This is a genomic window from Nitrincola lacisaponensis (genome assembly GCF_000691225.1).
Lineage (GTDB): Bacteria > Pseudomonadota > Gammaproteobacteria > Pseudomonadales > Balneatricaceae > Nitrincola > Nitrincola lacisaponensis.
Genome location: NZ_JMSZ01000032.1, coordinates 346304 through 369983, shown reverse-complemented (window position 1 = coordinate 369983; position 23680 = coordinate 346304). Strand labels below are relative to the sequence as shown.

Genomic DNA, 23680 nt, shown 5'->3' with positions numbered 1-23680 from the left:
TGTCTAGTTGAGGCAAAAATATCATATAGAATCAAGTTCTAACGCATAGGTTTGAACAAGCCACTCTTTCACTCGCCCTACCTCCTCTGTGATCGATTTGCTACGCCGAATGACCGCTGTTGTACTGCGATCTTCAATCATATCCAGTACCAGATTGGCATCAACTAACGGCTGTTCATCTGCAAAGGCATATACCAGCGACATATCACAGAGGGTGTTGATACGTCTGGGAATCCCTTCCGCGTAACAGAAAATAACGCCCATAGCACTGTCGGTGAACAACTCACGCTCACCACCTGCACAGGCAACACGGTGACGTATGTAAGCTTTGGTATCTTCGAAATCCATTGGACGGAGGTTAAACTCTACGCCGATACGCTGAGCAAACTGTGTCAATTCTGGCTGGTTCAGCTTTTCAATCAATTCCGGCTGACCAATCAGCATCATTTGCAGATACACTTCACCGGCAATATTGATGTTGGAAATCAGACGCAGCTCTTCCAGAATTTCTGTCGTAAGGTTTTGTGCCTCGTCTATGATCAGGATGATATGTTTGCCATCACTGTACTTATCCATGACAAAATCAGTAAAGGCTCGCAAGCGCTGGGCATTATCCTGGTGACCATTGGGAATATCGAAGGCACTTAACACCCAGCTCATCAGATCACCAAAGGCAGCATGCGTGTTATTGATAACGCCGATCAGGTGATCATCATCCATTTGCTCAAGCATATGGTGTACCAGGGTGGTTTTACCGGCACCTATATCACCCGTAATCACCGTAAACCCAGCATGGCTCATCAAACCATACTCCAGCATAGTCTGTGCCCGGCTATGATTTTTACTCAGGTAGAGGTAGGCCGGGTCAGGTGTCAGGCTAAACGGCTTTTCCTTTAAACCAAAAAACTCTTTATACATGCCCTGTCCCTATTCCTGTGCCAATGAAGCGACTTTTTCGGATGATTTGTTCAGCACACAGCCCATTAGATTGGTAATCGAGATCAAATCACGGGCCCGCTCTATTTCATCACGAGTATTCTGCCCTTCGCTGACAACCAGCAGAGCGGCATCCATATCACCCAGGACACTCAATGCATCATCTGTTGGCAATACGGCAGGCAGGTCATAAATCACAATACGTGACTTGTAACGCTTCTTGGTTTCGCGGATAAAAGCTTTCATACGAGGACTCGACAACAGCTCAGATGAGTTCCCCTCTGCAATACCTCCTGGAACCACCACTAGCCGCTCGATACCAGGGTTTACCATCAGGTCAGCGGGCTGAGCTCGACCTTTCAGATAATCGTAAATATTATTCTCTGGTTGCAAACCAAAATTACTGGCCACCGTTGGGTTACGCAGATTCAGATCAACCAACAGCACTGTCTGATTGACCTCCATCGCCAAGGCAACGGCCAGATTGCAGGCGATCAGGCTTTTACCCCCCTCTTCAGAAGGCGATGTAATTGCCAGCGTATTCCAGTTATTACTGCGCATTTTCTGAATAATCTTAGTGCGCAAGGTGCGGAAAACCTGTGCTCGCGGGTCGTTATGAAACCCGGCGATAATGCGGTTTTTTTCCAAAGTTTCTCTGGGTAGCTCTACCACGCGCGTCTGGGAATAGCTGATCATTTCCAGCGGAGACATATGCGGAGTATTTCCCCGAATCTCTGCACGCTTTTCTTTGGCTTTCTCTAAGGCTTTCTGAAGTCGAAACATCCTGATTCTCTCATTAGCTTATGCGTGGTTTACATCAGGTTAATGCGGCCCATCACCCTGAACCAAAGGATATCCAGGCTCATGACCATAAAGTGTACTGCCGCAACGCTTGCTACAATGGCCAGCAAGGCGATACCGATATAACTGATATTTCTAGCTCGCTGAATCAAATAATCTTTTTGCGTCATAATAACGGGAATGCTGGCCAACGGGCTTGATCCAAATATTTCGCCCAATCGCTTAGCACCACGCACACCACCATCAAGCAACTCAACCAAAACGATCAAACCAAGACCGATACAACCTGAAAGAAATATTCCCAAGGCAGCAACCTTCTTTCGATCTGGCTTGATAGGGTTTGTGGGTAAAAGAGGCGGCTCAATCAAAACAAAGCTTTCTGCTTTACTTTCGGTTTCAAGATTCTGCGCTATCTCAGCTTCCAGCTCTTTTGCTCTTAGTTCATTGTACTTACGCAATTCACTTTCATAGTCGCGAGTCAAATCTTCGTACCCGCGCTGTACTTGTGGCGTCTGCGCTACACGTTCACGGTAGGTCTCAATCTCCTGCTCTACCCGTTCACGCTGTTGCTCAAGGCGTGCCAGATCACGCTGCAGGCTTTCAATCTGCAGACTGATCTGACGATACTGGGGATTCACCACACGCCCAGGTGCGGCGGCACTGCCAACTGTACCCTGTAGCACTTCGATCTCACGCTTAAGGCGAATCACATCCGGGTGTGAATCTGAATAGCGGTTAGACAGTTGCGCCAGCTCTTCCTGCAACATGGCTAAACGTTGCGCTGGCGTCATAGGCTGGTTGCTCTGGATCGGAGCAGGCAAAAACTGATCGATTGCAGACAACTCAATACCTAACAGGTGTAGTTGGTCATTAATCTGGGCCTGCTGATTTTGAATGGCCAGCAATCGCTCTTCACCCCGCTCGATCATCGACAGGTTAAAGTTCAGCATTTCCGGCAGGCTATTACTAAACTCTGACTTGAACTGTGCGATCCGGTCTTCCAGTACCTGCACCCGTGTCCGCATGCGGTTGGCTTCTTCCCTGATAAAACTGGTCGTTTCTGCCGCCCGGTCAGTACGCACTCGTACATTTTCACTCAGGAAAGTAGTGACCAGGTCATTGGCAACGGCTTGTGCTTTGACCGGATTCGGATCATAGAAAGACACTGTAAAAGCGATATTCGCAGTAGTAGGTCGACCCAGTCTTGGATCCATTACCCGAGCACTGACCATATCTACCGAGACATTGCTGCGAAACTCCTGTGCCAGTTGTGTCGGTGACGCCTTCTGGCGCAGCTCAGGGTATAGATTATGCTTCTGAATCGCCTCCTGAATCAGTGCTGTCGTCAACACACGCTGCTGAATAACCTGTATCTGCTGCTCCGCATAGCTGGTTACAGTACTTCGAACAAGATCCGTGGGAATTTCCTGCGTCTCTATCAAGATCACCCCCTGTGATCGGTAAATAGGCGGTAATGACATCGCAATCGCAATCGCAATCACTGCCAACACAGGAAATGTCAAAATGAAATAATATTTACGACGCCGGAGTATATCCAGGTAGTCCGACAAGCCTTTTTCATTTTCATCTAACACTGAGGGTCATCCTATTGACTGAAAGTGAGGTTAAAACTGATACACAAGGTTTACACGCAGCACATTACCTTCAACGCTGCCTTCATCACTGCGCTTTTGCCATTTGTAGTCATAGCGGCCAGTAACTGAAAGATCGGAACTCAACTCATGCGTATAGCTTGGCGCCAGTGAGAAGTATTCGCGGGTTCGATCATCATCCGTGGATTTCAGCCAATTGCTGTTCAGACTGACTCGACTGACATCACTGAGTGGGCGCCCCCATCCGAAGGTCAGACGGTCCTGTTCACGCACGGTGCCATCACTGGAAGGAAACAGATCGCGACTGAAGGATGCAGAGTAGCTGTCAATCAGCGACTGGTGGTTCCATTGCAGGGTGATAACACTGCCGGTGCTGGTTGATTTGTCTTCGACAGACAAGAGCGGGATACGTTCTCGAGTTTCCTGCCAGCTGGCACCAACCAGCAGGGTTGCAGTGGTTCGCTCAGACCATTCATAGGTCGCACCACCGGTAATCCGCCAGATATCTGACTGAGTCTCGGTTAAGCGCCCATCGGCTTCATAACGGGTATAACTGAGATTTCCCCTCAGCGCCAGACGCTCATCCATTTGATGAGACCAGCCGCTATTCAGTGTGTAGTTCTGGTTATCACTACTGCTGCTGTCACCGCTGTAGTTACGCTCAACATATGAAAATGCCAGTGTCAGCGTGTCACGCTCGGACCACTGGTACAGATAGCTGGGTGTGATGCTGTAGGTCGTAACCCGGCTTCGGGTCGTAAAATCCCCCAGATCATCAACAGCTTCGGAACGTTGATCTGCGCGCTGATAACCGACACCCAGGTTGTAAGCCGCTCGGGGTCTGAGCCAGCTCTGCTGCCAATTCAGACGCGGGTTATTGCGATCATAACGGCTAAAAGATGAGTGGCGGCTGATTTCAACCGCACCATTTAAAGCACTGGTATAGATGGGAGTGCGATAATACCCGGTCAGCTGCGGTGTCAGGGTGTAAATCCAGGTATCCTCAGCCGTTTCGCGAAACAGAAAATTATCATCATAGGATACTGACTGGGCTATAGAGCCTTCAATACCCGTATCTGCCGCCAGCAGAACCCCTGAAAACGGCAGCAAAAAAACCATGCTGCACCAGTTGCGTTTCATCCTTAAATGCCTTTTTTATCAGGGAACAATGATCACATCACCTGCTCGCAGGGATATGTTGGTCTGTTGATCACCACCTCGTTCAATCGCCGGATAATCGACTGACAGAACGGTTTTGCTGTCACCCTGTTCACGAATAATTTTGATGCGACCGGTCGACGCAAATGGAGTGAAGCCACCAGCCAGTGCCAGAGCCTGAACCACTGACAGATCACGAGACATTAACAGCGGGCCTGGATTGTTCACTTGACCAAACACAAAGGCAACATTACCACTGACAGATGTTACACTGACGCTGACTTGCGGTTCGGTAATAAATTCGCGCAGTTTTTCGGTCAGTTGAGCTTCCAGCACTTCGGCACTCTGACCCGCTGCCATAACATGCCCTACCAACGGGTAGGAAATCCGGCCATCTGGCAACACTACCAGTTGACGGTTCAATTCATCTTCACGCCATACAGAAATCAATAACTCGTCTCCGGGCTGGAGACGGTAAGCGTCAGACGCAACGGCCGACCCATAAGGCAAAGCCAACATCAGAGCCAAACTGAAAACAACGCGCTTTAGCATACTATAACTCCCTCTATACAACTGCTGCACAAGCCATGGCATTAGACAGCTATTCTTTCAAATAAAAAGGGGCCCGTCAGCCCCTTTTTTTGATTTTACAGTGTTTAGGCAGCAACAGCCTGCTGACGACCCAGCTTCTGGGAGCGGCGACGCATTGCCAAACCACCCAGCAGCACAGAACCGAACAACCATACAGCTGCAGGCAGAGGAACTTCAGAAACAGCTGGCGGGTAAGCGAAACCAACAGTGAAGCTGTTGATTGCCGCAGTACCTGTCATGATAATGCTGTAAACAGTACCACTTGCCATAGTAAACAGTGAAGAGACAGCTGTATTGGCCAGGTTATCGCTGGTCAGTACAGTGGTGGAGATACCATCAAAGATTGACAAAGACCAGTCAACCAGCGTGGAAGATACATTAAAATCCACCAGACCCAGCGCAATACCAGTTAATTCAGCATTCCATGACAGGGAAACAGCTTCCCCCTCAACAAATGCAGAACCGAAGGTATACTGTGTTCCAGGAAGTTCGACAGACAACACATTGCCGCTTCCCGTTGTGACGGTTGGATTAGTGATGGACACACTTGCCGCCGAAGCTGCAAATGATGCCAGCATCAGCATAGCACCCAGTAAAATTTTCTTCATCGTTGAATCCTCAACTTTGTACATTGGTTTGAACTCATGAATTCAAAAGGTTCAGGCTAGGACTGCTACACCCGTTCCTTAAAGACACATCCGTGTCACCATGGATTATAAAGAACCCCCTTCGAGATTAAACCCTGTACCATGGTACAATGTTGCCATGCAACAAAATGAATCAATTCAATAGCATTTAGCACTGTTGTTGTGCATGTAATGGTTTGCTTCGCGGCTGACGACGTCTTAGAGCCAATGCCACCCAGACAACCGGTGCAGAGAGCCATAGCGCCACAGGTAACGGCACTTCTGGCAATCCCGTTACCATAAGAGCAAGTAACGGAAGTAGAAAAAAGAGCATCCATATTAAGCTTTTCATAAGTAAATCCTCAACTTATATCAATCGAACCCTGTCAGCCGGGAAGATAGGACCAGGGCTACTGCACCCTGCTTCCATCGGCAATACATCCCTGTGAGTTCGATTATAGGGAAGAGCTCACTTAAAAAAGCCTGTACTCAAGTACAATGCTGCAGCGCAAAAAAAAGAGGCACAAACGGCCTCTTTTAAGTAGATAACGCTTATATTCAGGCAGCTACAGCCACCTGACGTGCTTTACGGCGACGCAGCGCAACTGCGCCCATCAGTACAGAGCCGAACAGCCAGACAGCTGCAGGCAGCGGCACTTCAGAGACTGCGATATCGCTCAGCGCCAGAGACGCTGTGTAAGACTTGCTGGCAAAGATGCTTGAACTGATGGTACCTGCAACCACGGCCGTCAGCGTATCGCCAGCTGCAATCATCAGGTTTTCAAACACACTTCCCAGCGCGCCAGACGCCAGCAATGCACCGCCACTGCTCAGGATCGAAACAGTCCAGCTGTTCATGCCGGAAGTGCCTGATCCGGAGACTCCCAGCGAGAAGCTGGCATCCACATCCGAGGAAAGTACCCAGGAGGTTGTCAGTGAGCCACCTGCCCAGGCCGTGAGATAGCCAGAGTTGATTGTGTCGGTACGCTGTGCGTCTGTCAGCAAGCTATTGCTGTAGCCAGGCGTACCCAGATAGAAGCTTCCGGGTGTAACAGTTGGATTGCCAATAGAGATGGTAGCAGCGGATACTGCAAACGACGCCATCATCAATACTAGACCAAAGAGCATTTTCTTCATATGTTGAGTCCTCAACGTAATTTCCATTTTCGTGAATTCATGAATACCACAACGCCATGACCAGGATTAGGACTGCTACACCCCGTCTCAAAGCGTGACACCAAGTGCCGAGAACATTATATCAACATTTTTTAAACATCATCACCCTGTACGCAAGTACACCATGATATAAATCAATAAAAATAAGTAACTGATTTTACGTAATTAAATTCTTTAGTATTAAACTTTAACAATATATTTATTAAAACAACCAAAGGATATATATCTGAAAACAAAGCATTTTCACTTAGCCGCAGGCTTGGGCAAAGCTTTTCCTGTTGCCAGATTAAAGCAGATTACCCAAAAGCTCACTTTTTTCACACGCCCCAGGCGCTCTTTCAAAGGATATGCACTCTCAACATGAAAGCGCATTTTCCCACGAGCCTTCCATACACGATATACAACCTGATAGTCGACCTCCATACCATTTGCCATTACTACCTTGCAACTGCAGTACCGGCTATAACCACCGTGATAGCAAAACTGTTCTGGCAATGAGGCAATGATGGCAGGCAGGTGATGGGATAACTCATAACGCACCTCATCAAATAGCCTTAAGTCCTCATTTGGAAATGGATAAATTTGATCGGGATCATAATCTTCTTCAACTGAAGGAGAGCGGGTGAACACATGATGAGAAAACGTAATATACAGAGTATATGACTCATTACGTTCCGGGTGTTTAAAGGTGTGCTTGCAAGCTGTCAGATGCCCAAGATCAAAAATACACTCATCAAGAATGTACGACTTCCAGAACTGGTATTCATCATCAGACAGATTAAAAGGTTTTTTCAAAAATCAGCAATCCCTATGCCAAAAATAACAAAGGCTCCATAAGGAGCCTTCGCCAAGCATACAGCCTGGATTCAGAACGCCATTACCGGGCACAGCCTCGACCCTATTCGGGTTGCGCGGTGTCATGTCCCGAAAGACATGTCTGCTACACCATTGCAACTAGTATAACTTATGTAATGGGAGATGCAACCACGCTACAGTAGCACATCAAAGCCCTCTGCCTTTATCCGCACCCCACATTATATTAATAAGCGTTTTTGTGTACAAAACCCTTGAAAACAGTCAGAAAAATAATTTTTACATCCAGCCAGACTGACCAGGTGCGAATATATTCCAGATCGTAGCGAATACGGCCTTCCATTTTGTCCAGCGTATCCGTTTCGCCCCGAAATCCCTTGATTTGCGCCAGACCGGTGATACCGGGCTTGACCTTGTGACGCAGCATATAGCCATGGATCTGCCCACGATAGAACTCATTATGAGATACCGCATGCGGGCGTGGACCCACGATCGACATGGATCCACCGATAACATTCAGGAACTGCGGCAGCTCATCCAGAGAAGTACGGCGAATAAATGCACCAAAAGGCGTGATACGGCTGTCATTCTTGGTCGCCTGTTTCACCTCGCCATCACCCGCATCCATGACACGCATTGAACGGAATTTCAGTACATTAATTTCCTGACCATTAACACCGTAGCGCTTCTGCTTGAAGAACACGGGGCCTGGTGAGCTCAGCTTGACGCCCAGCGCGATTAACAACATCGGAATAGAAATCAGTGTCAGGATCATACTGCCAAATACAAGATCCACCGCACGCTTGCTCATGCTGTTCATTCCGATGTGCGGGGATTCAAAAATACTGATCGCTGGCATGCCATTCAAATCCACCCAACGCGCACTGAGTAAATCAAAACTGAACACATCGAGCATCATGTGCACGGATACAGTTGTATCAGCCAACTCATCAAGCAGGCTTTTGATACGCTTTTCTGCACGCAAGGGTAACGCAATGAAGATGACTTCAATCTCCCCGGCTTTGGCGCGCTCAACCAGATCCGCATGCCCACCTTCGACCTGGCTTTCTTCACGACGGCCCAGTTCAAAGTTGCGATCATCAAAGTAACCAATAAAGTTGTAACCCGCCCAGGGCATATCTTCAATCTTGCTGCGGACTTCACGACCCAGCTCTGTTGCCCCGTAAATAGCCACTGCACGAGTATTATGACCCGTCTCACGCACCGTGCTCAGAAACGCGCGCATAATCCCGTGCCAGCAGACCAACTCTACAGGTGTCAGCAGAAACCAGGTCAGTAATAACTCACGGTTGTAGAGATCAGTGGGCTTGAAAAAGAAATCGATGAGAATGAACAGCATAACCACAGCAAACCAGTTACTGGCTACTGCGATAATCTCAGCCTTGAGCCCTGCCCCTCTCCAGGAACGATAGGTCAGACTGATTTCAGAAATGAAGTTGAACACGACAATGGCAGTAATAGCCATTACGTAATAAGCAGACACCCATTCCAGACCAAACAGCTCAATCAGACACCAAAGCGTGATAACAATAATCGCCGCATCTGCCAGACGCGCCAAGGCACTCAGCTTTGATTCATGCGGTTTGATCCTTAATTTCGCTGGAGCCATACCCGTGTCACCTACCCTTTCAATCCATGATAACGCTAACGACTGTCATTTTTACGAACAGCTGTTTAAAAGACTATTTTTACACGATGCCAGCAGCACAAAGCAAGTAACATATTGAAAAAAAACGAATGCTCTCACAAGGAGAGCATTCGGAAAACACTATGCCGATAGCAGGCGATCAAGCCACCTGAGCACTTAAACTCTTCTGACGCTTGCGACGCAGCGCCAGGCCACCCAGCAACACTGAACCGAATAGCCACACTGCAGCAGGCAGAGGCACTTCAGACAGGGCTATATTGCTCAGTGTTAAAGTAAAGTCTCGCGAGAAATCCATATCATGGAGATAATCACCATAAACAACCAGTTTGTAAACTGTATCTGCCTCGACTTCGGCCAGCAAGCCTGTTAACTGACCAGCCTGATTCAGGACAAACCAGCTACCCAGCTCAGTTACAACATTAGTCGCTGTATTGACAATACTGACAGCCCACTCATCGACCGAAGTCGCCAGATCAAAGCTCAACGCTCCGGTCACTGAAGTAATCACATCCAGTTCGATACGAAAAGGCTGATAGGCATTCATTCCATCCAGGAAAGACGCCGTTACACTCGTATCCGTGGTAAAAAAAGAGGAAACAGGCACAGATGATTGATCACCCTCAAAACCTGTGACTGCCACCGGGTTCGATATGGTCACCGTAGCAGCAGATGCCAAGGTAGATGCCAGCAGCAGCACTATACCAGTCATTAAACGTTTCATTTCAGTAACTCCTTGACTTAATTGTCTTTGTTATTCAACGATCAGATTACCACTGCTGATCAACGACTCGATAATCTCAGCATCGCTGTTACCAAGCGTTGTGAGATCGACATTTTTCAACACAATACTTTGTGTAATGGCGCCGTCACCCGCATGACTCACAGAGATAACTGAATCTCCACCCTGCAGGCTGATCGACAGAAAATCTGTAATCTGGTCAGACAGACTGTCAAAAGACAACAGGTCTGCCAGATCCAGGCGATCTGCCTCGGCATCAACACCATAATCACCCAGAGTAAAGTCACCCACAATATCCATTGCTGGCGCATCCACTGTACCCTGATCACCCAGGCTCCAGGCAAAGGTATCCGCTCCCAGACCACCAAACAGGATATCGTTGCCCGGACCACCAATAATCAGATCGTTTCCGGCATAGCCGTGAATCAGATCATTACCATCGGTGCCGATCAGTACGTCATCACCTGCCGAGCCATCAGAGACGGTATTACTGGTGACATCTACACGCACAGTCAGATCACCCGATGCTGTTTCAGTCACACCATCCAGCGTAGCACTGGCTGTTACGGTCAGCGCCAGCTCGCCACTGAAGCCGACAGGCGGCAGGAACTGCAGCCCTTCCAGTTCAGCAGGGGTAAAGCTCCAGACACCACCGCCCAGATCAGTCCCTGCACTGAAAGCCGCATCGGCAGGCACACCCGAGATTTCAACTGTCAGCGACTCACCTGGCAAGGCACTGCCAAGCGAAGCACTAATGGTTAAATCCACGGGCTGGCTGAAGTAATCCGTTCCATTCAACGTAAATACGGGCTGAGAGATAGCCAGTGCAGAATCTAGGCTAGTATCACGACCGTTCAGAACCAACCAGTCAAACCGGTAAGTGCCATCCTGGTCCGCTGTATAGTTGAACTCTCCATTACCGATCATTGCAGCCTGGAGCTCTTCAGATGAACTGACCTGTATAATTTCTTTGCTACCGTCCGGTTTGGTAATAACCAGAACAACCAGATCATTTTTACCAGACTCAATCTGAGAGGCTTTGCCTTCACCATTGTAGAAGGTCCAGTCAAACTGAATACCCGTACCCTCTTTCATGCTCACCTGGGAGGTTGTCAGCTTGCCATCCCATACATTGACATTACTGTCATGATTGACCGTACCATTTCCAGGCGGATTAAAGTGGTTCAGAGAACCTGGCTCAAGATCAAGCTCTGCCTCGATCACATTTTTAGACAGGCCTTGCCAAGGTGCTATGCGATTGCCGTTATATTCGGGGTTATATGTTTTACCCTGCTCAAAATTTTCCAAGTCAATCATGCCACGAGCAGTCGTGATCGCAGTCGCGCCCGCCAACACCATATGAGATGAAGACAATGACAGCTCGGGAGGTAGAATATTCGGTGTTTCAGGCAAATCTGGCTCATCTGCATCAGCCAGCAATTCACCTTCCTGATCACCGATCGGTGCCTCAAACGGCTCTACTGGCTCTTGATCAAAAGAGAACGCCAGCGGATCAATGCTTTCGAAAACTCTGACCAGTTGCACGATGCTGCTACCACCGCCTTCGGGCGCACCGTCTGTTCCGGCAGCAGGTGCTTCCAGATCATCCAGCAGGTCACCTTCGCCATCCAGCGCTGCCAGCACCGCTGCAACACTAGGATCTGTAATCTGGTTATCAAAAGGAACAGGTTCTGTACTGCCAAGCATCTGCTCAGTCATGCCCAGTGCCTGGTTCGGGCCAAATTCAGCCACTTCCCCGTTTCCGAAATCCAGTACCACTTGACCGCTTTCTGCGGTCACCAGGGTTTCACCGGCAAAAAGCTGATCGCCCGGCTGTAGAGATCTGAGCGAACCGTCGGCAGCACGCGCATACACTTCACCACTGATCTCTGTTACCACTGCAATAGCTGTTTCCATTTCAGTATCCTTAAATATTTCGGACTGTACTGCTTAACCAGCAAGGTTAGCTCTCGAACAGATCTACACATGTACATTTGTTCGGTTATGCGTGGCATTATAAGTGTCTGGCACGGCAAGACTATTGGACCGTAGTACAGATAGGGTTATTACACTTTTGGGCTGCGGACACCTGCATGGAGATACACTTTGAACACACAGGTCAGTCGACTTTGTTTACTCGATACACCGATGCTGAAAAGCACAGGTGGTGATATAGCTTTACAACTGCGCTACCGTAAGGCTTTGGGTTTACTGGGATTTTTGTCTGCCGAACGCAATAGAAATCATTCGCGGGTTTATATTGCCAGTCTGTTCTGGCCTGATCTGGATGAGTCCTCCGCGCGTGTAAACCTGAGGCAGGTACTCTCCATTCTGTCGAAACTCTTTAATGACCATCCTTTCCACAATGCACTGCAAGTCAGCCGTCACTTTATAGCGTTACATGATCATCCTTTATTGCAGCTGGATATTTTCGACCTGCAAACCCTGCAGCAGCAGGAAGCGCCTTTTCATGAAGACAGCCTGCTCACCGGGGAATTCATGGCAGGCTATAGTTTGCCGGATTGTGAAGAGTTTGAAAGCTGGCTGGCAGATAAACGTGCGTTTTTCCGTAGCTGCCAGGTTCGCCTGCTGAATACACTACTGGCTCAAGCTCAAACAGACCGGCAGTCGGGCCTGGTTATTAGCTATGTACAAAAACTACTGCAAATCGATCCTGACAATGAATCACTGTTGCGCGAAGCGATGCGGTTATGCAATGACCATGGTCAATCACGATTGGCACTGCGACTGTTCGAAAATTTCGCTCAACGCATGGAGCGCGAACTGGGAGTCTTACCCGATAATGCCTCACTGACGCTCTATAACCAACTGGCACAGCAGTTAAATGAACAGATCCAACGCCCGGTTCAGCCTGACCAGTTTCCTGCCGTTGAGAAAATTTCTCCGGTTGTGGTGGTACACCTGCAATGGCGTTGCAACCTGCCTGATCCAGAGGCTGCAGCCCAGAAACTCTTTGATGCAGACCATTACTCCCGCAAGCTTTTGTGTGACGAAATCGGTGCATTTCATCTAAACAGCGCAGGACGTGGTGCCTTCTTCTATTTCGGCTGGCCCCAGGCACTGGAAGACAACGCCTGGATGGCGGTTCGCAGTACGATTCGCCTGATGCACTATGCGCGAACACATCCTGAAATTGATCTTCGGGCCGGCATTCACAGCGGGCTGCTGCTGTCTTCTCAGAACGCCGACTTACCTGACCTGTTAGGCGATGTGACTGAAGAAACCAGCCTGTTGTGCCAGAGCGCCAGTGATAGTCAGATTTTGCTCAGCGAACCTTGCTATACACTGCTGGAACGAAAGGTTCAGGCCCGCAAAATGACCGAGCGCAGGCGACGTAATGATGGCAGCCTGTCTGCAGCCTACCTGCTGGAGGACGAGCCTACCTGGATTGCCGAGATGCCCGCTGCCCCCCTTCCTGAAATGCGCGCCCTCTATGATGACCTGACCCAATTACGTAATCAGGCACTGGAACGGCTGACACCTGTGCTGATCAGCCTGACAGGACCCGCTGGCAGCGGCAAATCAGTACAGGCCACTCAGTGGCTTAAACAGCAGCGCCTGAGCGGTGGCAGGGTGTTTAAACTGCGCTGCTATCCGGACCGTAAGCAACATCCATTTTTTCCACTGATCAGTTGCTTACGCCAACTACTGGGGTTACAGGCGGATGAAGTCATCAAGCCGGATACGTTGCGTGAGCGCCTGTATCGTCACGGCTGGGACAAGCTGGCAGCCCAACCCTTGTTAATTGACCTGGTGACACGCAATACACCACCCTCTGAGCAGTCTATACGTCAGGCATTCGGCGTCATTGCATCACTGTTACAGCCCATGCATACACCCTGCCTGCTGCTTTGGGTAGAAGATGGTCACTGGATCGATCCGGCAACATTGAAACTGATCGAACTTTTACCCAGCCTCACCCCCTGCCCGGTACTGCTATTAATGACTGCCAGGCAACTGCCAGAAGCCGCTCGACACCTGGAGTGGCAGCACATGACGCTACCGGCCATCAGCACGGAATCTGCCATACAGCTACTGAATTTTTTCAGTCGGGATCGAGGCATCTGGCGTTCGCCCGATGAAATTCAGCGACTGCTGACCCTCACAGAGCATAATCCCTATCTGTTAAAAGCGATGGCTCACCAAGTATCAGAAGAACAGATACCGGCTCAGGTACAGCAGCATTTTTGCCATAGTATTGACCAGCTTGGTGAACAACGTGATGAAGCCCTCAAGCGCGCACTCTGCTGGCCTGATGATGATCAACCACCTCTGCTGCAGGGCCCACCCGTTCTGCAACACGTCATGGCATCACTGAACCCGCCCAGTCGACGGCGCTATGTTCACAAAACACTGGCACTGGCGCTGCAAAACAAGCGGCAAAACCAGGCGCGCCTGGCTTACCATTGGCGAGCGGCAGGCGAGCTGGAAAAGGCTGCAGATACCTATCTCGTATGCGCACAACAGGCATTGGCACAGAAGCGTTATACGGAGGCAGCCCACTGCCTGGGTGAGACGCTGAAACTGGACACATCCGTGGGCTACCCCCTGGAACAACGTATAACCTTATTGAATGACCTGGCCCACGCACGCATCATGGCCTTTGGTTATGGAGACCGTTACGCATTCAAAGCTGCCTCTGAAGCCTCACAACTCGCAAAACAACTCATGGATAAAGAGACCTACTTCCGCTCTATTTATTTGCTGTTTCTAGGCATTGGCTCAATGGACGGCCAGCACTCACGGCTACAGTCTGCCAACCTTTTATATGATTACGCGCAAACCCCGGCACAACTGACACTGGCGCACTGGGCACTGGCAAACAGCCATTTCTGGCAGGGTCGCTTCAGTCAAAGCCGCGCACACGCAGAACAAGCCCTGGCACTGGTAAATCAGGCCAACTCTGATGAGCTGAACAGTTACAGCCATGACAACCCGGCTGTTCTGACACTTGGCTTTCTCTGCTGGGCCTGGTGCTTTGATGATCAACCAGATGAAGCACTCACTATAATCAAAACATTATTAGCCCTCCCCGCTGCTTCACTATCAGACAGCAGCCACTGTTATCAGCTGTTTTTCGCAGCCTCTACACTGGCTCGCTGCGGCAAACCAGAGCAGGCTCTCAGCCTGGCGCAGCAGTGTCATCAGATTGCAATCAGCCTGCAGCATCATTTGTGGCTCTGTGCTTCGGAGTTATTACTGTTAAGCCTGAATGCTTCCACCGCATCACCTGTACAGGCGGAACAGATCGACTGGCTGATCGGCGGCATCAAAAGCACCTATGCTGACGGTCTACCGATGGCTGCTTTGCTGGGCACTGAAGCCCTGATTCGTTCAGGCTTGTCAGCTGAAGCACACAGACTTGTGCAGCAGACACTGGAGCAATTAACCGGGCGTGAGCATGAGTTTTTATTACAGACTTTACAGAAACTGCTTCAGGACCTATAAGTTATTGCAGAGATAAGCAAATTATTGAGCTGATTACTCTTTGCTTACGTTAGGGTGTTAACCTAGATCACAGCCAATCATGATTAATGATTTATCCATGGGTGAAGGGAATGAAAATAATTAATGCTCCGCGCAAGTTACTGGCGTGTTTGGTCGCCAGTAGCTGCCTGATTTCTGCAACGGCTTACGCACAGATGTCCAGCACCACCATTGCTGATATCGCTCGTAAGGCCATCGAAACCAACCCCGAAGTTCAAGCCAGCTGGCATGCATTTCTGGCATCCGGCCATGACACTGAATTTGCGCGCGGTGGATACCGCCCTATCGTTGATTTTACAGCAGGCTATGGTCATGAGCATCGCGACTGGAAAAACTACGATGGAAAACGTAACTTTTCCGGTGCAGCAGCTGAGTTAAGCCTGACACAAATGCTGTATGACGGCATGCGTACCCGCAGTGAAGTGGAGCGTTTCCAGAGCGCTCAGCTGGTGCGTTATTTCGAACTGCTGGATGATGTCGAGAATACCGCTCTGCAAGCGATGAATGCTTACGAAGATGTGATGCGTTATCGTGAGCTGGTGGCACTGGCAGAAGAAAACTTTGAAGAGCACATTCAGGTTTTCAACCAGATTGAAGAAAGTGCCCGTGCGGGTGTTGCACGTCGTGCCGATCTGGAACAGATATCTGGCCGTCTGTCTTTGGCAGAAGCCAACCTGCTGACAGAGCTGTCTAACCTGCATGATGTCAGTGCACGTTACCTGCGTATTGTAGGCGAGCTGCCCGCCGATAACATGGCACCTGTCAGCCTGAATGACAGCAACCTGCCTGCCGATGTGCGTGAAGCATTGCGCCTGGCGTATCAGGGTAATCCGGCTTTCCATGCGGCAATCCGAAATATCCATGCACAGGAATCAGCCGTCAACACAGCTCGTTCCGAGTTCCGTCCACGCTTGAACCTGACTGCGCGCTACCGTACCCAGGAATATGATGATCAGGGCTTTGATAACCGTCGTAACGATGGTCGTATCGCACTGGAATTCCGCTATAACCTGTACAACGGTGGTCGTGATCAGGCCTCTTTGCAGCGCGCTTACGAAGAAGTCAACATTGCCAAAAACCAGCGTGACAAGGCCTGTGTTGACCTGCGTCAGACCCTGCAGATTGCCATCAACGATGTACGTAAACTCGACGAGCAGCTACCTGCTTTGAACCAGCACCGCATTTCTTCTGATCGGGTGCGTACCGCCTATAAGGATCAGTTTGATATAGGTCAGCGTACGCTGCTGGATGTTCTGGACTCCGAAAACGAGTACTTCCAGGCCAGCCGCGCCTACACCAACGCACTCTATGATCGCAGCATTGCAGCCGCTCGTGCGCTGACACTGATGGGTGAACTGCTGCCTGCGCTGGATGTTGTACGTGCCGGTTTGCCAAGCCTGGCTGATCTGGGTGCCGAAACCTTCCCGGTCGATGCAGACTCTGCCTGCCCTGATCTGGATGTAAACAGCAGCATTGCACAGAGTCGCTTGCTGCGCTGAGTACACGGAGTTAAACGCGTTACCCCTGCGGACCTGAACCATCAGGTCCGCCTTACACATGCCTGAGGTCGTTGGAACGCTGTATGTCTGTCTTTAGTGAAACCCCTGGTGGTGCGTTACTGGGCTGTCTACTGATTATTTCCCGGTTTCATGACTCACCGGTTTCCGCAGAAACAGCAATTGCTGGCCTGCCCCTGGTGAACGGAACACTTACCCCTTCAGTGTTTCACCGTGCAGCCAAGCGGGCAGGCCTTGCAAGCCGCATCAGCCAAAGTCCTCTGGAGCAGTTGAACGAAAATCTGCTGCCCGCCATCCTGATTCTCAAAGATGATAAGGCCTGTGTGCTGAACCGGATTGATCACGAACAGCAAACAGCTGAAGTGATCTATCCGGAACTCAGTGAAACTGTTGTCGCTTTACCTCTGAGTGAAATTCAGTCGAAATATACCGGACAGGTCATCTACGCCCGCCCGGAGTTTCGTTTTGACAGCCGTGCGCCGGAAATCAAAAAAGTACGAGATCGTCATTGGTTCTGGGGCGTTATTGCCGAGAACCGCCGACTCTACCGGGATGTACTCCTGGCTGCTGTGATGATCAACTGCTTTGCAGTGGCCATGCCCTTGTTCGTTATGAACGTGTATGACCGTGTGGTCCCCAATCATGCCACAGATACCCTCTGGGTATTGGCTGCTGGTGTTTTTATCGTTCTGTCAGCAGACCTGATTCTGAGACTGATGCGTAGCTGGTTCGTTGATCTGGGTGCCAGCCGTGCCGATGTCAAACTGTCATCCGCCATTATGGAACGGGTACTGGGCATGAAAATGATTAACCGCCCGGCCTCCGCAGGCTCCTTCGCCGCTAATATTCAATCGTTTGAGTCGGTCCGCAGTTTTATAGGCTCTCTGACTGTTGTAGCCCTGGTCGACCTGCCGTTTGTGCTGCTGTTTGCTACTGTCATTGCCATTATTGGCTGGCCCCTGGTGCTGCCAATTATTGCCGGTGCCTTACTGGTACTGATTTATGCGCTCAGCGCGCAAGCGAAAATGCATAGCCTGTCGGAAACCTCGATGCGTGCCGGTGCGATGCGTAACTCGACTCTGATTGAAAGCCTGTCAAATCTGGAAACGCTGAAAAGCTTTGGTGCCGAAAGCCGTATTCAGACTATCTGGGAAAAAACCACTATTTTTCTGACCCGGACAGCGGCACAGATGCGGCTGATTTCCGCATCGATTACCAATGGTGCCCAATGGACCCAACATACCGTCGCCGTCGCGATTATTATTATCGGTGTGTATATGATCATTGAAGGCAACCTGACCCAGGGTGGTCTGATTGCGGCTTACCTGCTGTCTTCCCGCGCCATGGCTCCCATCAGTCAGGCCGCCGGACTGCTGGCACAATACCATCATTCAGCGACGGCGATGCAATCATTGAACGAGATTATGGAACGCCCGGTTGAGCGTCCCGAGAATAAAAACTGGATCAGCCGCCCCGCCCTGCGTGGTGAAATCGAATTCAAGCGGGTTAACTTCCGCTACCCGGATGATGAACGTCTGGCGATCACGGATATGAGCTTCAAGATACGTGCCGGAGAGCATGTCGCCATTCTGGGACGTAACGGCTCGGGCAAGACCACCCTGGAAAAGCTGATTCTGGGCCTCTATGAGCCTGAAAGTGGTGCCATTCTGATGGATGGTGTGGACCTGCGTCAGATTGATCCTTCTGAACTGCGTCGTCAGATCGGTTATGTACCTCAGGATGTATCGATGTTTTTCGGTACGCTGAAGGATAATATTATTACAGCCTGCCCCAGAGCCGAGGATCAACAGATTCTGCGTGCCGCAACACTCAGCGGTCTGGCCCCCTTTATTAATTCGCATCCTGCCGGTTTTGATATGCAGGTAGGTGAACGCGGACAACTGCTTTCCGGTGGCCAGCGACAATCGGTCGCGATTGCCCGTGCACTGGTTAATGACCCACCGATTCTGCTGATGGATGAGCCCACCGGTTCACTCGATCACACCAGTGAAGAGACTTTCAAGCAGAATCTGTCGCGCTATTCCAGAGGTAAAACACTGCTGGTGGTCACCCATCGCAGTTCTCTGTTAACTCTGGCTGACCGCATTATTGTCGTTGATGCGGGTAAAATCGTTGCGGATGGTCCGAAAGCTGAAGTCATGGAAGCCCTGAAACAGGGTCGTGTCGGGAGTGCCAACTGATGACGACCGATAAACCCACACTGGAACAACAGGGCTTTGACCGGGTCGGACAGATCAGTCAGGCTGTCGGACATCGCGGTGCACCGCTCATGGATCGTATTTTTGGCCGCTGGCTGGGAACTCCCGCAGATAGAGACTGGGTGGTCGATGCTGAATGGGGACGTATCCAGCAAGAGCCTGTTCATGCACGACGCCTGCTCTACATTATGGCCCTGGCATTAGTCGCCTTGCTGGTCTGGTCGGCGAATGCGCCACTGGATGAAGTGGCACGTGGTGATGGCCGTGTGATCCCCTCTCGCCAACTGCAGATCGTACAATCGCTTGATGGAGGGATTGTCGAAGAAATTTTGGTCCGGGAAGGCCAAATTGTTGAACAGGGTGACCTGCTATTACGGATTGACCCGACGCGTGCAGTTTCGAGCCTGCGTGAGAGTCGTGCCCAGTTTTTATCACTGACAGCTGAAGTCGCGCGCCTGCAGGCCTTGATTGGCAACCTGGATGAGCCGGACTTTCCGGTAGATCTGGTACTCGAAGCCCCGGATATTGTTAACCACGAGCGGAATACCTTCTTTACCAATCGTGAAGAACTGAATGAGCAGATCTCAATTTACCGTCGTCAACTGGAACAACGTGAGCAGGATTTGCGCGAGGCACGTGCCGCACGCTCACAATATGCCAGCAGCCTGGCGTTAAGCTCTCGTGAACTGCAAGTGACGCGCCCCCTGCTGCAATCAGGTGCTGTTTCTGATGTCGATATCATCCGTCTGGAACGTGAAGTGTCCAATGCGCGCGGGGAAGTGAACCGTGCAGATGCCTCAATCAGCCGCAGTGAAGCCGCGATTGAAGAGGCACGTAACAAGATTCGTGAAGTCGAGCTGACCGTACGTAATCGCTGGAATGCACAACTCTCCGAATCACGTGCACGCCTGAATGCCCTGACCCAGGCTGAGTCAGGCCTGGAGGACTTAGTCCGGCAAACCGAGATTCGTGCACCGGTTCGTGGCACAGTGCAACGCCTGTTCACCAATACGGTGGGGGGTGTTGTAACGCCGGGTCGCGAGGTCCTGGAGATCATCCCGCTGGATGACCAGCTGATTATCGAAGCCCGCATTCCGCCCAAGGATATTGCCTTTATTCGTCCTGGGCAGCAGGCAGTGATCAAATTTACGGCCTACGACTTCGCCATTTTCGGCGGTCTGGATGCCGAAGTGGAACACATCAGTGCGGACACAATTACCGACGAACGGGACAACACCTACTATCTGGTTCGTCTGCGTACTTACGAGTCTGGATTTGCCGACGATCTGACCATCATTCCAGGGATGACAACCCAGGTGGATATTCTGACCGGCAAGAAAACTGTGCTGGAATATCTGATGAAACCGGTACTAAGAGCCACTTCACAAGCGATGAGTGAACGATGACGCAGAAACATTTATTTTTAACGGAAGAAAGTTTCAGTAGTCCACGCTGGACAGCTGCGTTCCCCGAGGCGGCCATTCATGCTGGCGTGTCATTGCCCCCCATGGCGGACACACAGACGCTCGTCTGGATTCTATCCGCCAGCCGCAACTGGCTTGATCTGGTGTCTTTCTATGCCCAGGGTGGCTGTAAAGTGATTGTACTGACCCGCCTCGAGAACACCGACGAGCTGCGCGATGCTCTGGAAGCCGGTGCACGTGGCTATACAGAAGCCCTGGCAAACGTTGCAACCCTGCAACAGGTGGCACAGAGCGTGAGTCAGGGCGCCATGTGGTTACCTGCTCCCCTGCTGACGCGCATGGTGGGTATTTTTTCTCAGGTGTTGAAACAGCAGCAGTCATCTGACGTTGACCTGAGCCTGCTGACAGAGCGTGAGCGCGAAGTGACAGATGCAGTGATGACCGGTGCCAGCAATAAGGAAATTGCGCGCAAACTGGATATTACTGAACGTACGGTCAAAGCACATCTAAGTGCTATTTTCCAAAAACTTGGCGTCCGTGATCGAATGCATTTGATGCTGGTAGTACGGGGCCACTAAAGCCTGTGCTACACTTCGCCTTATCACTATAAGGGAGTCATAGGCATGTTCATCAAGCGTAATCATTGCGGCAAAATCGTCGGTATCAGTGAAACGCAGAGCGTGGAGTTTCCGGAAGCAGCCGATGACCGGTCTGAGGAGTTCCTCGACTATCTGAAATGTGAAGCCTGCAAGGCTACCGTGGCGCAAACAACGCTGGAACGCAGTGATACCGAGCTGGTCAGGGTACTGGAAGACGTGATCGACCTGCTCACACACAAGGGTGTTATTCAATTCACTGACTTGCCTAAAGCGGCTCAGCAAAAGCTGCTAAACCGCCAAAACCTGCGTGAAAACCATCGTAGCCTGAAATTGATTGGCGACGATGAGGATGAGGACAGCCTCAGGTTTCTGTAACGGCTGGCCCTGTCCAGGCATCCAACCCCAGTGATTCCAGCAAGTCCCGCAACTCAGCTTCTCTGACGCCGTCAGCTATAACCTGCAAGCCGATTGAATGCCCCAGTGTTGCCAAACCTCGCAGGAAGTTCTGATTGCTGATATTGCCAGCCAGTCCGGCCACAAACGCATGGTCTACCTTGATGTAATCCAGACCCAGCTCCTGCAAATTGGTGATACGGGCAAAATCGGCACCGGCCCGTTCCAGCCCCACCTGACAGCCCAATGGCTTGATCTGACGGCAGAATTCACGGAACACCTGCGGATGCTGAACCACACACCGCTCGCTGACCTCAAAGGACAGCTGCTCAGCCAGATTACCAGCCTGCTGCAGTTCACTTTGCAGACGGTTTACCGCAATCAGATCAGCCAGCGTTTCGGCAGACAGGTTGATTGCCAAAGGCCCTGTGATGCTACGGTCTCGCAGCTGTTTGAGCTGGTAGGCCACCATGGCAACATCCAGCTCCGGCAGCATGCCCAGACGCCTGGCCCAGGGAATAAAGAATCCGGCGGTATGCAGCTGCCCCTGCAGTTCCATCCGCATCATGACTTCCCGGTGTATCAGGCTGCCATCCAGTGCAACCACCGGATAGTGTTCTGCACGAACGCGCTCACGCATGAGTGCTTCAGTGAGTACCATGCGCCACTCATCGGCATTATGAAAACGCAGTGTAGATTGCGTGGCCAGGGTAATTTCACTGCAGGTCATTTCACGCTGTTCAGCCTGCGCCAGCAGCGTATCCAGTTTCATCATCAGGCTGGCACGATTGTCAGCTGGTGAGAAATAGCTGGCCGCCAGGGGCAGCTGCGGGCCTTGCTCGTACTTTGCGCTAAGCGCTACCAGATTATGCAACAAGCCTTCACTGACGGCAGCCAGATCACTGGCGTCCGTCAGTAACAAAGCGAAGTCACTGCCATTCAAGCGCCCGGCATCGGCCTGGGTAAACTTGTCGGGCAGTTCCTGAAGCGTCGCCTGGATAGCCTCTGCGACCCCTGTCAACAAGGCATCTGTCTGACGATGGCCGAGCTGCTGGTTCAAGGTTGCCAGGTGACGCACCCGAATCAGCACCAGTGCGTGCTGACTGTCCTGATCGTCGCTGTCCAGACGGGTATCCAGCTGTGTAAAGAAGTATTCACGATTTGCCAAGCCGGTCAGCGCATCATGCTGGTTTTTGTAACGCATCTCTTCAAGACGCTTACGTTCGCTATCCAGCATCAAACGGATACGGTCAGACAAAATATTCATCGCCTTGACCACTCGCCCAAATTCCAGCGTACGCGGCTCTCGCGAAAGGATAAAGCGCCGCCCGCCTATCGCCTCCGCCTGCTGTACGACATCATCCAGTGGGCGCGTAATCAATTTGAGGATCAGGGTTCCCAGGCTACCGGCAGCCAGAGCAACCAGTAAAAACCACAACAGCAGATCACGGGTGGTTGTCCAGAGCGCCTGATAGGCAAACCGGGTATGGCTTTCTACATAAAGTGTTCCGTACTGAAACCAGCCATCCTGCACCTGGGCAACGCCTGGCTCAATGTCCAACGCAGCAATACGCTGGAACCACTGGGGCACACCACTGGGGTCTTCGCCCTGATAGATTTTCTGTTGCAGAGGCTGCCCTTCGGGGTCCAGAAGCTCAATGCGCTGATAATGGCCAGTATCAAACTGTGCCGCAATTAACAGCTCCAGCATGACCGGGTCTTTTTCGATCTGAGAGAGCGTCAGTGCCAGCGAGCCTGCATTATCGATATTTTTCAGTAACAGCTGCTCCTCGAAATAGGCTTTCGCTTTATAGGTGCTGATGCTGAAGCTGCTGATGAAGGCAATTGACATCATCAGTACGACCGCTATCCAAAGTTGACGGATCAGTGACATGACT

The 23680-nt window shown here is 50.8% G+C and carries 18 protein-coding genes; 6 read left to right on the top strand and 12 right to left on the bottom strand.

The genetic code is table 11. The features are described from left to right. Positions 1-21: 21 nt before the first annotated feature. From ADINL_RS11810 to ADINL_RS16795, 11 genes are all read right to left on the bottom strand, one after another. Positions 22-918: an ExeA family protein gene (locus ADINL_RS11810; RefSeq protein ID WP_036548085.1), complete on the bottom strand. Its 897-nt coding sequence runs from the start codon at positions 916-918 to the stop codon at positions 22-24. A gap of 9 nt (positions 919-927) precedes the next feature. After that, positions 928-1719: a CpsD/CapB family tyrosine-protein kinase gene (locus tag ADINL_RS11805; RefSeq protein ID WP_036548083.1), complete on the bottom strand. Its 792-nt coding sequence runs from the start codon at positions 1717-1719 to the stop codon at positions 928-930. Between the two features lie 29 nt (positions 1720-1748). Continuing rightward, positions 1749-3332, bottom strand: coding sequence for a GumC family protein (locus ADINL_RS11800; RefSeq protein WP_036548081.1), 1584 nt, complete (start codon positions 3330-3332; stop codon positions 1749-1751). Between the two features lie 30 nt (positions 3333-3362). Beyond that, entirely contained in the window at positions 3363-4490 is a 1128-nt protein-coding gene (locus ADINL_RS11795; RefSeq protein WP_036548079.1) for a porin family protein, read from the bottom strand. Between the two features lie 18 nt (positions 4491-4508). Then, positions 4509-5060, bottom strand: coding sequence for a polysaccharide biosynthesis/export family protein (locus ADINL_RS11790; RefSeq protein ID WP_036548075.1), 552 nt, complete (start codon positions 5058-5060; stop codon positions 4509-4511). Positions 5061-5164: 104 nt separating this feature from the next. Further along, a complete protein-coding gene (locus tag ADINL_RS16500) occupies positions 5165-5707 on the bottom strand; it encodes a hypothetical protein (RefSeq protein WP_152547669.1) in 543 nt (180 codons plus the stop codon). 576 nt (positions 5708-6283) lie between these two features. Next, positions 6284-6862 (bottom strand): hypothetical protein, encoded by a 579-nt coding sequence (locus ADINL_RS11780; protein ID WP_036548069.1) that lies wholly within the window; start codon positions 6860-6862, stop codon positions 6284-6286. A 282-nt stretch (positions 6863-7144) separates the two neighbouring features. Next, positions 7145-7696, bottom strand: a complete 552-nt coding sequence (locus ADINL_RS11775; protein WP_036548066.1) for a heat-shock protein — start codon at positions 7694-7696, stop codon at positions 7145-7147. Positions 7697-7940: 244 nt separating this feature from the next. Continuing rightward, entirely contained in the window at positions 7941-9344 is a 1404-nt protein-coding gene (locus ADINL_RS11770; RefSeq protein ID WP_036548063.1) for an undecaprenyl-phosphate glucose phosphotransferase, read from the bottom strand. Positions 9345-9522: 178 nt separating this feature from the next. Further along, entirely contained in the window at positions 9523-10104 is a 582-nt protein-coding gene (locus ADINL_RS11765; RefSeq protein WP_036548060.1) for a hypothetical protein, read from the bottom strand. 30 nt (positions 10105-10134) lie between these two features. Next, positions 10135-12039: a retention module-containing protein gene (locus ADINL_RS16795; protein ID WP_036548057.1), complete on the bottom strand. Its 1905-nt coding sequence runs from the start codon at positions 12037-12039 to the stop codon at positions 10135-10137. A gap of 189 nt (positions 12040-12228) precedes the next feature. Here ADINL_RS16795 and ADINL_RS11755 point away from each other — a divergent pair, with 189 nt between their 5' ends. From ADINL_RS11755 to ADINL_RS11730, 6 genes are all read left to right on the top strand, one after another. After that, entirely contained in the window at positions 12229-15591 is a 3363-nt protein-coding gene (locus ADINL_RS11755) for an ATP-binding protein (RefSeq protein ID WP_036548054.1), read from the top strand. 110 nt (positions 15592-15701) lie between these two features. Next, entirely contained in the window at positions 15702-17129 is a 1428-nt protein-coding gene (locus tag ADINL_RS11750; RefSeq protein ID WP_036548050.1) for a TolC family outer membrane protein, read from the top strand. Positions 17130-17212: 83 nt separating this feature from the next. Next, positions 17213-19348 carry a type I secretion system permease/ATPase gene (locus tag ADINL_RS11745; RefSeq protein ID WP_036548047.1) on the top strand — a complete coding sequence of 712 codons (2136 nt, stop codon included), beginning with the start codon at positions 17213-17215 and terminating at the stop codon, positions 19346-19348. Further along, a complete protein-coding gene (locus ADINL_RS11740) occupies positions 19348-20772 on the top strand; it encodes an HlyD family type I secretion periplasmic adaptor subunit (RefSeq protein WP_036548045.1) in 1425 nt (474 codons plus the stop codon). The genes ADINL_RS11745 and ADINL_RS11740 overlap by 1 nt, the downstream gene beginning before the upstream one ends. Next, the gene (locus tag ADINL_RS16515; protein WP_036548043.1) at positions 20769-21368 is read left to right on the top strand and encodes a response regulator transcription factor; all 600 of its coding nucleotides are present in this window, start codon (positions 20769-20771) and stop codon (positions 21366-21368) included. Before ADINL_RS11740 ends, ADINL_RS16515 begins: the two co-directional genes overlap by 4 nt. A 45-nt stretch (positions 21369-21413) precedes the next feature. Then, a complete protein-coding gene (locus tag ADINL_RS11730; protein ID WP_036548041.1) occupies positions 21414-21764 on the top strand; it encodes a hypothetical protein in 351 nt (116 codons plus the stop codon). Here the strand turns inward: ADINL_RS11730 and ADINL_RS11725 are convergent. Continuing rightward, positions 21751-23676, bottom strand: coding sequence for a bifunctional diguanylate cyclase/phosphodiesterase (locus tag ADINL_RS11725; protein WP_036548039.1), 1926 nt, complete (start codon positions 23674-23676; stop codon positions 21751-21753). The two genes, ADINL_RS11730 and ADINL_RS11725, sit on opposite strands and share 14 nt — an antisense overlap. Between the last annotated feature and the right edge of the window lie 4 nt (positions 23677-23680).

Coding starts and splice junctions, on each gene's coding strand:
- ADINL_RS11810 (WP_036548085.1), bottom strand. CDS start 918: ATGTATAAAGAGTTTTTTGGTTTAAAGGAAAAGCCGTTTAGCCTGACA.
- ADINL_RS11805 (WP_036548083.1), bottom strand. CDS start 1,719: ATGTTTCGACTTCAGAAAGCCTTAGAGAAAGCCAAAGAAAAGCGTGCA.
- ADINL_RS11795 (WP_036548079.1), bottom strand. CDS start 4,490: ATGAAACGCAACTGGTGCAGCATGGTTTTTTTGCTGCCGTTTTCAGGG.
- ADINL_RS11790 (WP_036548075.1), bottom strand. CDS start 5,060: ATGCTAAAGCGCGTTGTTTTCAGTTTGGCTCTGATGTTGGCTTTGCCT.
- ADINL_RS16500 (WP_152547669.1), bottom strand. CDS start 5,707: ATGAAGAAAATTTTACTGGGTGCTATGCTGATGCTGGCATCATTTGCA.
- ADINL_RS11780 (WP_036548069.1), bottom strand. CDS start 6,862: ATGAAGAAAATGCTCTTTGGTCTAGTATTGATGATGGCGTCGTTTGCA.
- ADINL_RS11770 (WP_036548063.1), bottom strand. CDS start 9,344: ATGGCTCCAGCGAAATTAAGGATCAAACCGCATGAATCAAAGCTGAGT.
- ADINL_RS11765 (WP_036548060.1), bottom strand. CDS start 10,104: ATGAAACGTTTAATGACTGGTATAGTGCTGCTGCTGGCATCTACCTTG.
- ADINL_RS16795 (WP_036548057.1), bottom strand. CDS start 12,039: ATGGAAACAGCTATTGCAGTGGTAACAGAGATCAGTGGTGAAGTGTAT.
- ADINL_RS11750 (WP_036548050.1), top strand. CDS start 15,702: ATGAAAATAATTAATGCTCCGCGCAAGTTACTGGCGTGTTTGGTCGCC.
- ADINL_RS11745 (WP_036548047.1), top strand. CDS start 17,213: ATGTCTGTCTTTAGTGAAACCCCTGGTGGTGCGTTACTGGGCTGTCTA.
- ADINL_RS11740 (WP_036548045.1), top strand. CDS start 19,348: ATGACGACCGATAAACCCACACTGGAACAACAGGGCTTTGACCGGGTC.
- ADINL_RS16515 (WP_036548043.1), top strand. CDS start 20,769: ATGACGCAGAAACATTTATTTTTAACGGAAGAAAGTTTCAGTAGTCCA.
- ADINL_RS11730 (WP_036548041.1), top strand. CDS start 21,414: ATGTTCATCAAGCGTAATCATTGCGGCAAAATCGTCGGTATCAGTGAA.
- ADINL_RS11725 (WP_036548039.1), bottom strand. CDS start 23,676: ATGTCACTGATCCGTCAACTTTGGATAGCGGTCGTACTGATGATGTCA.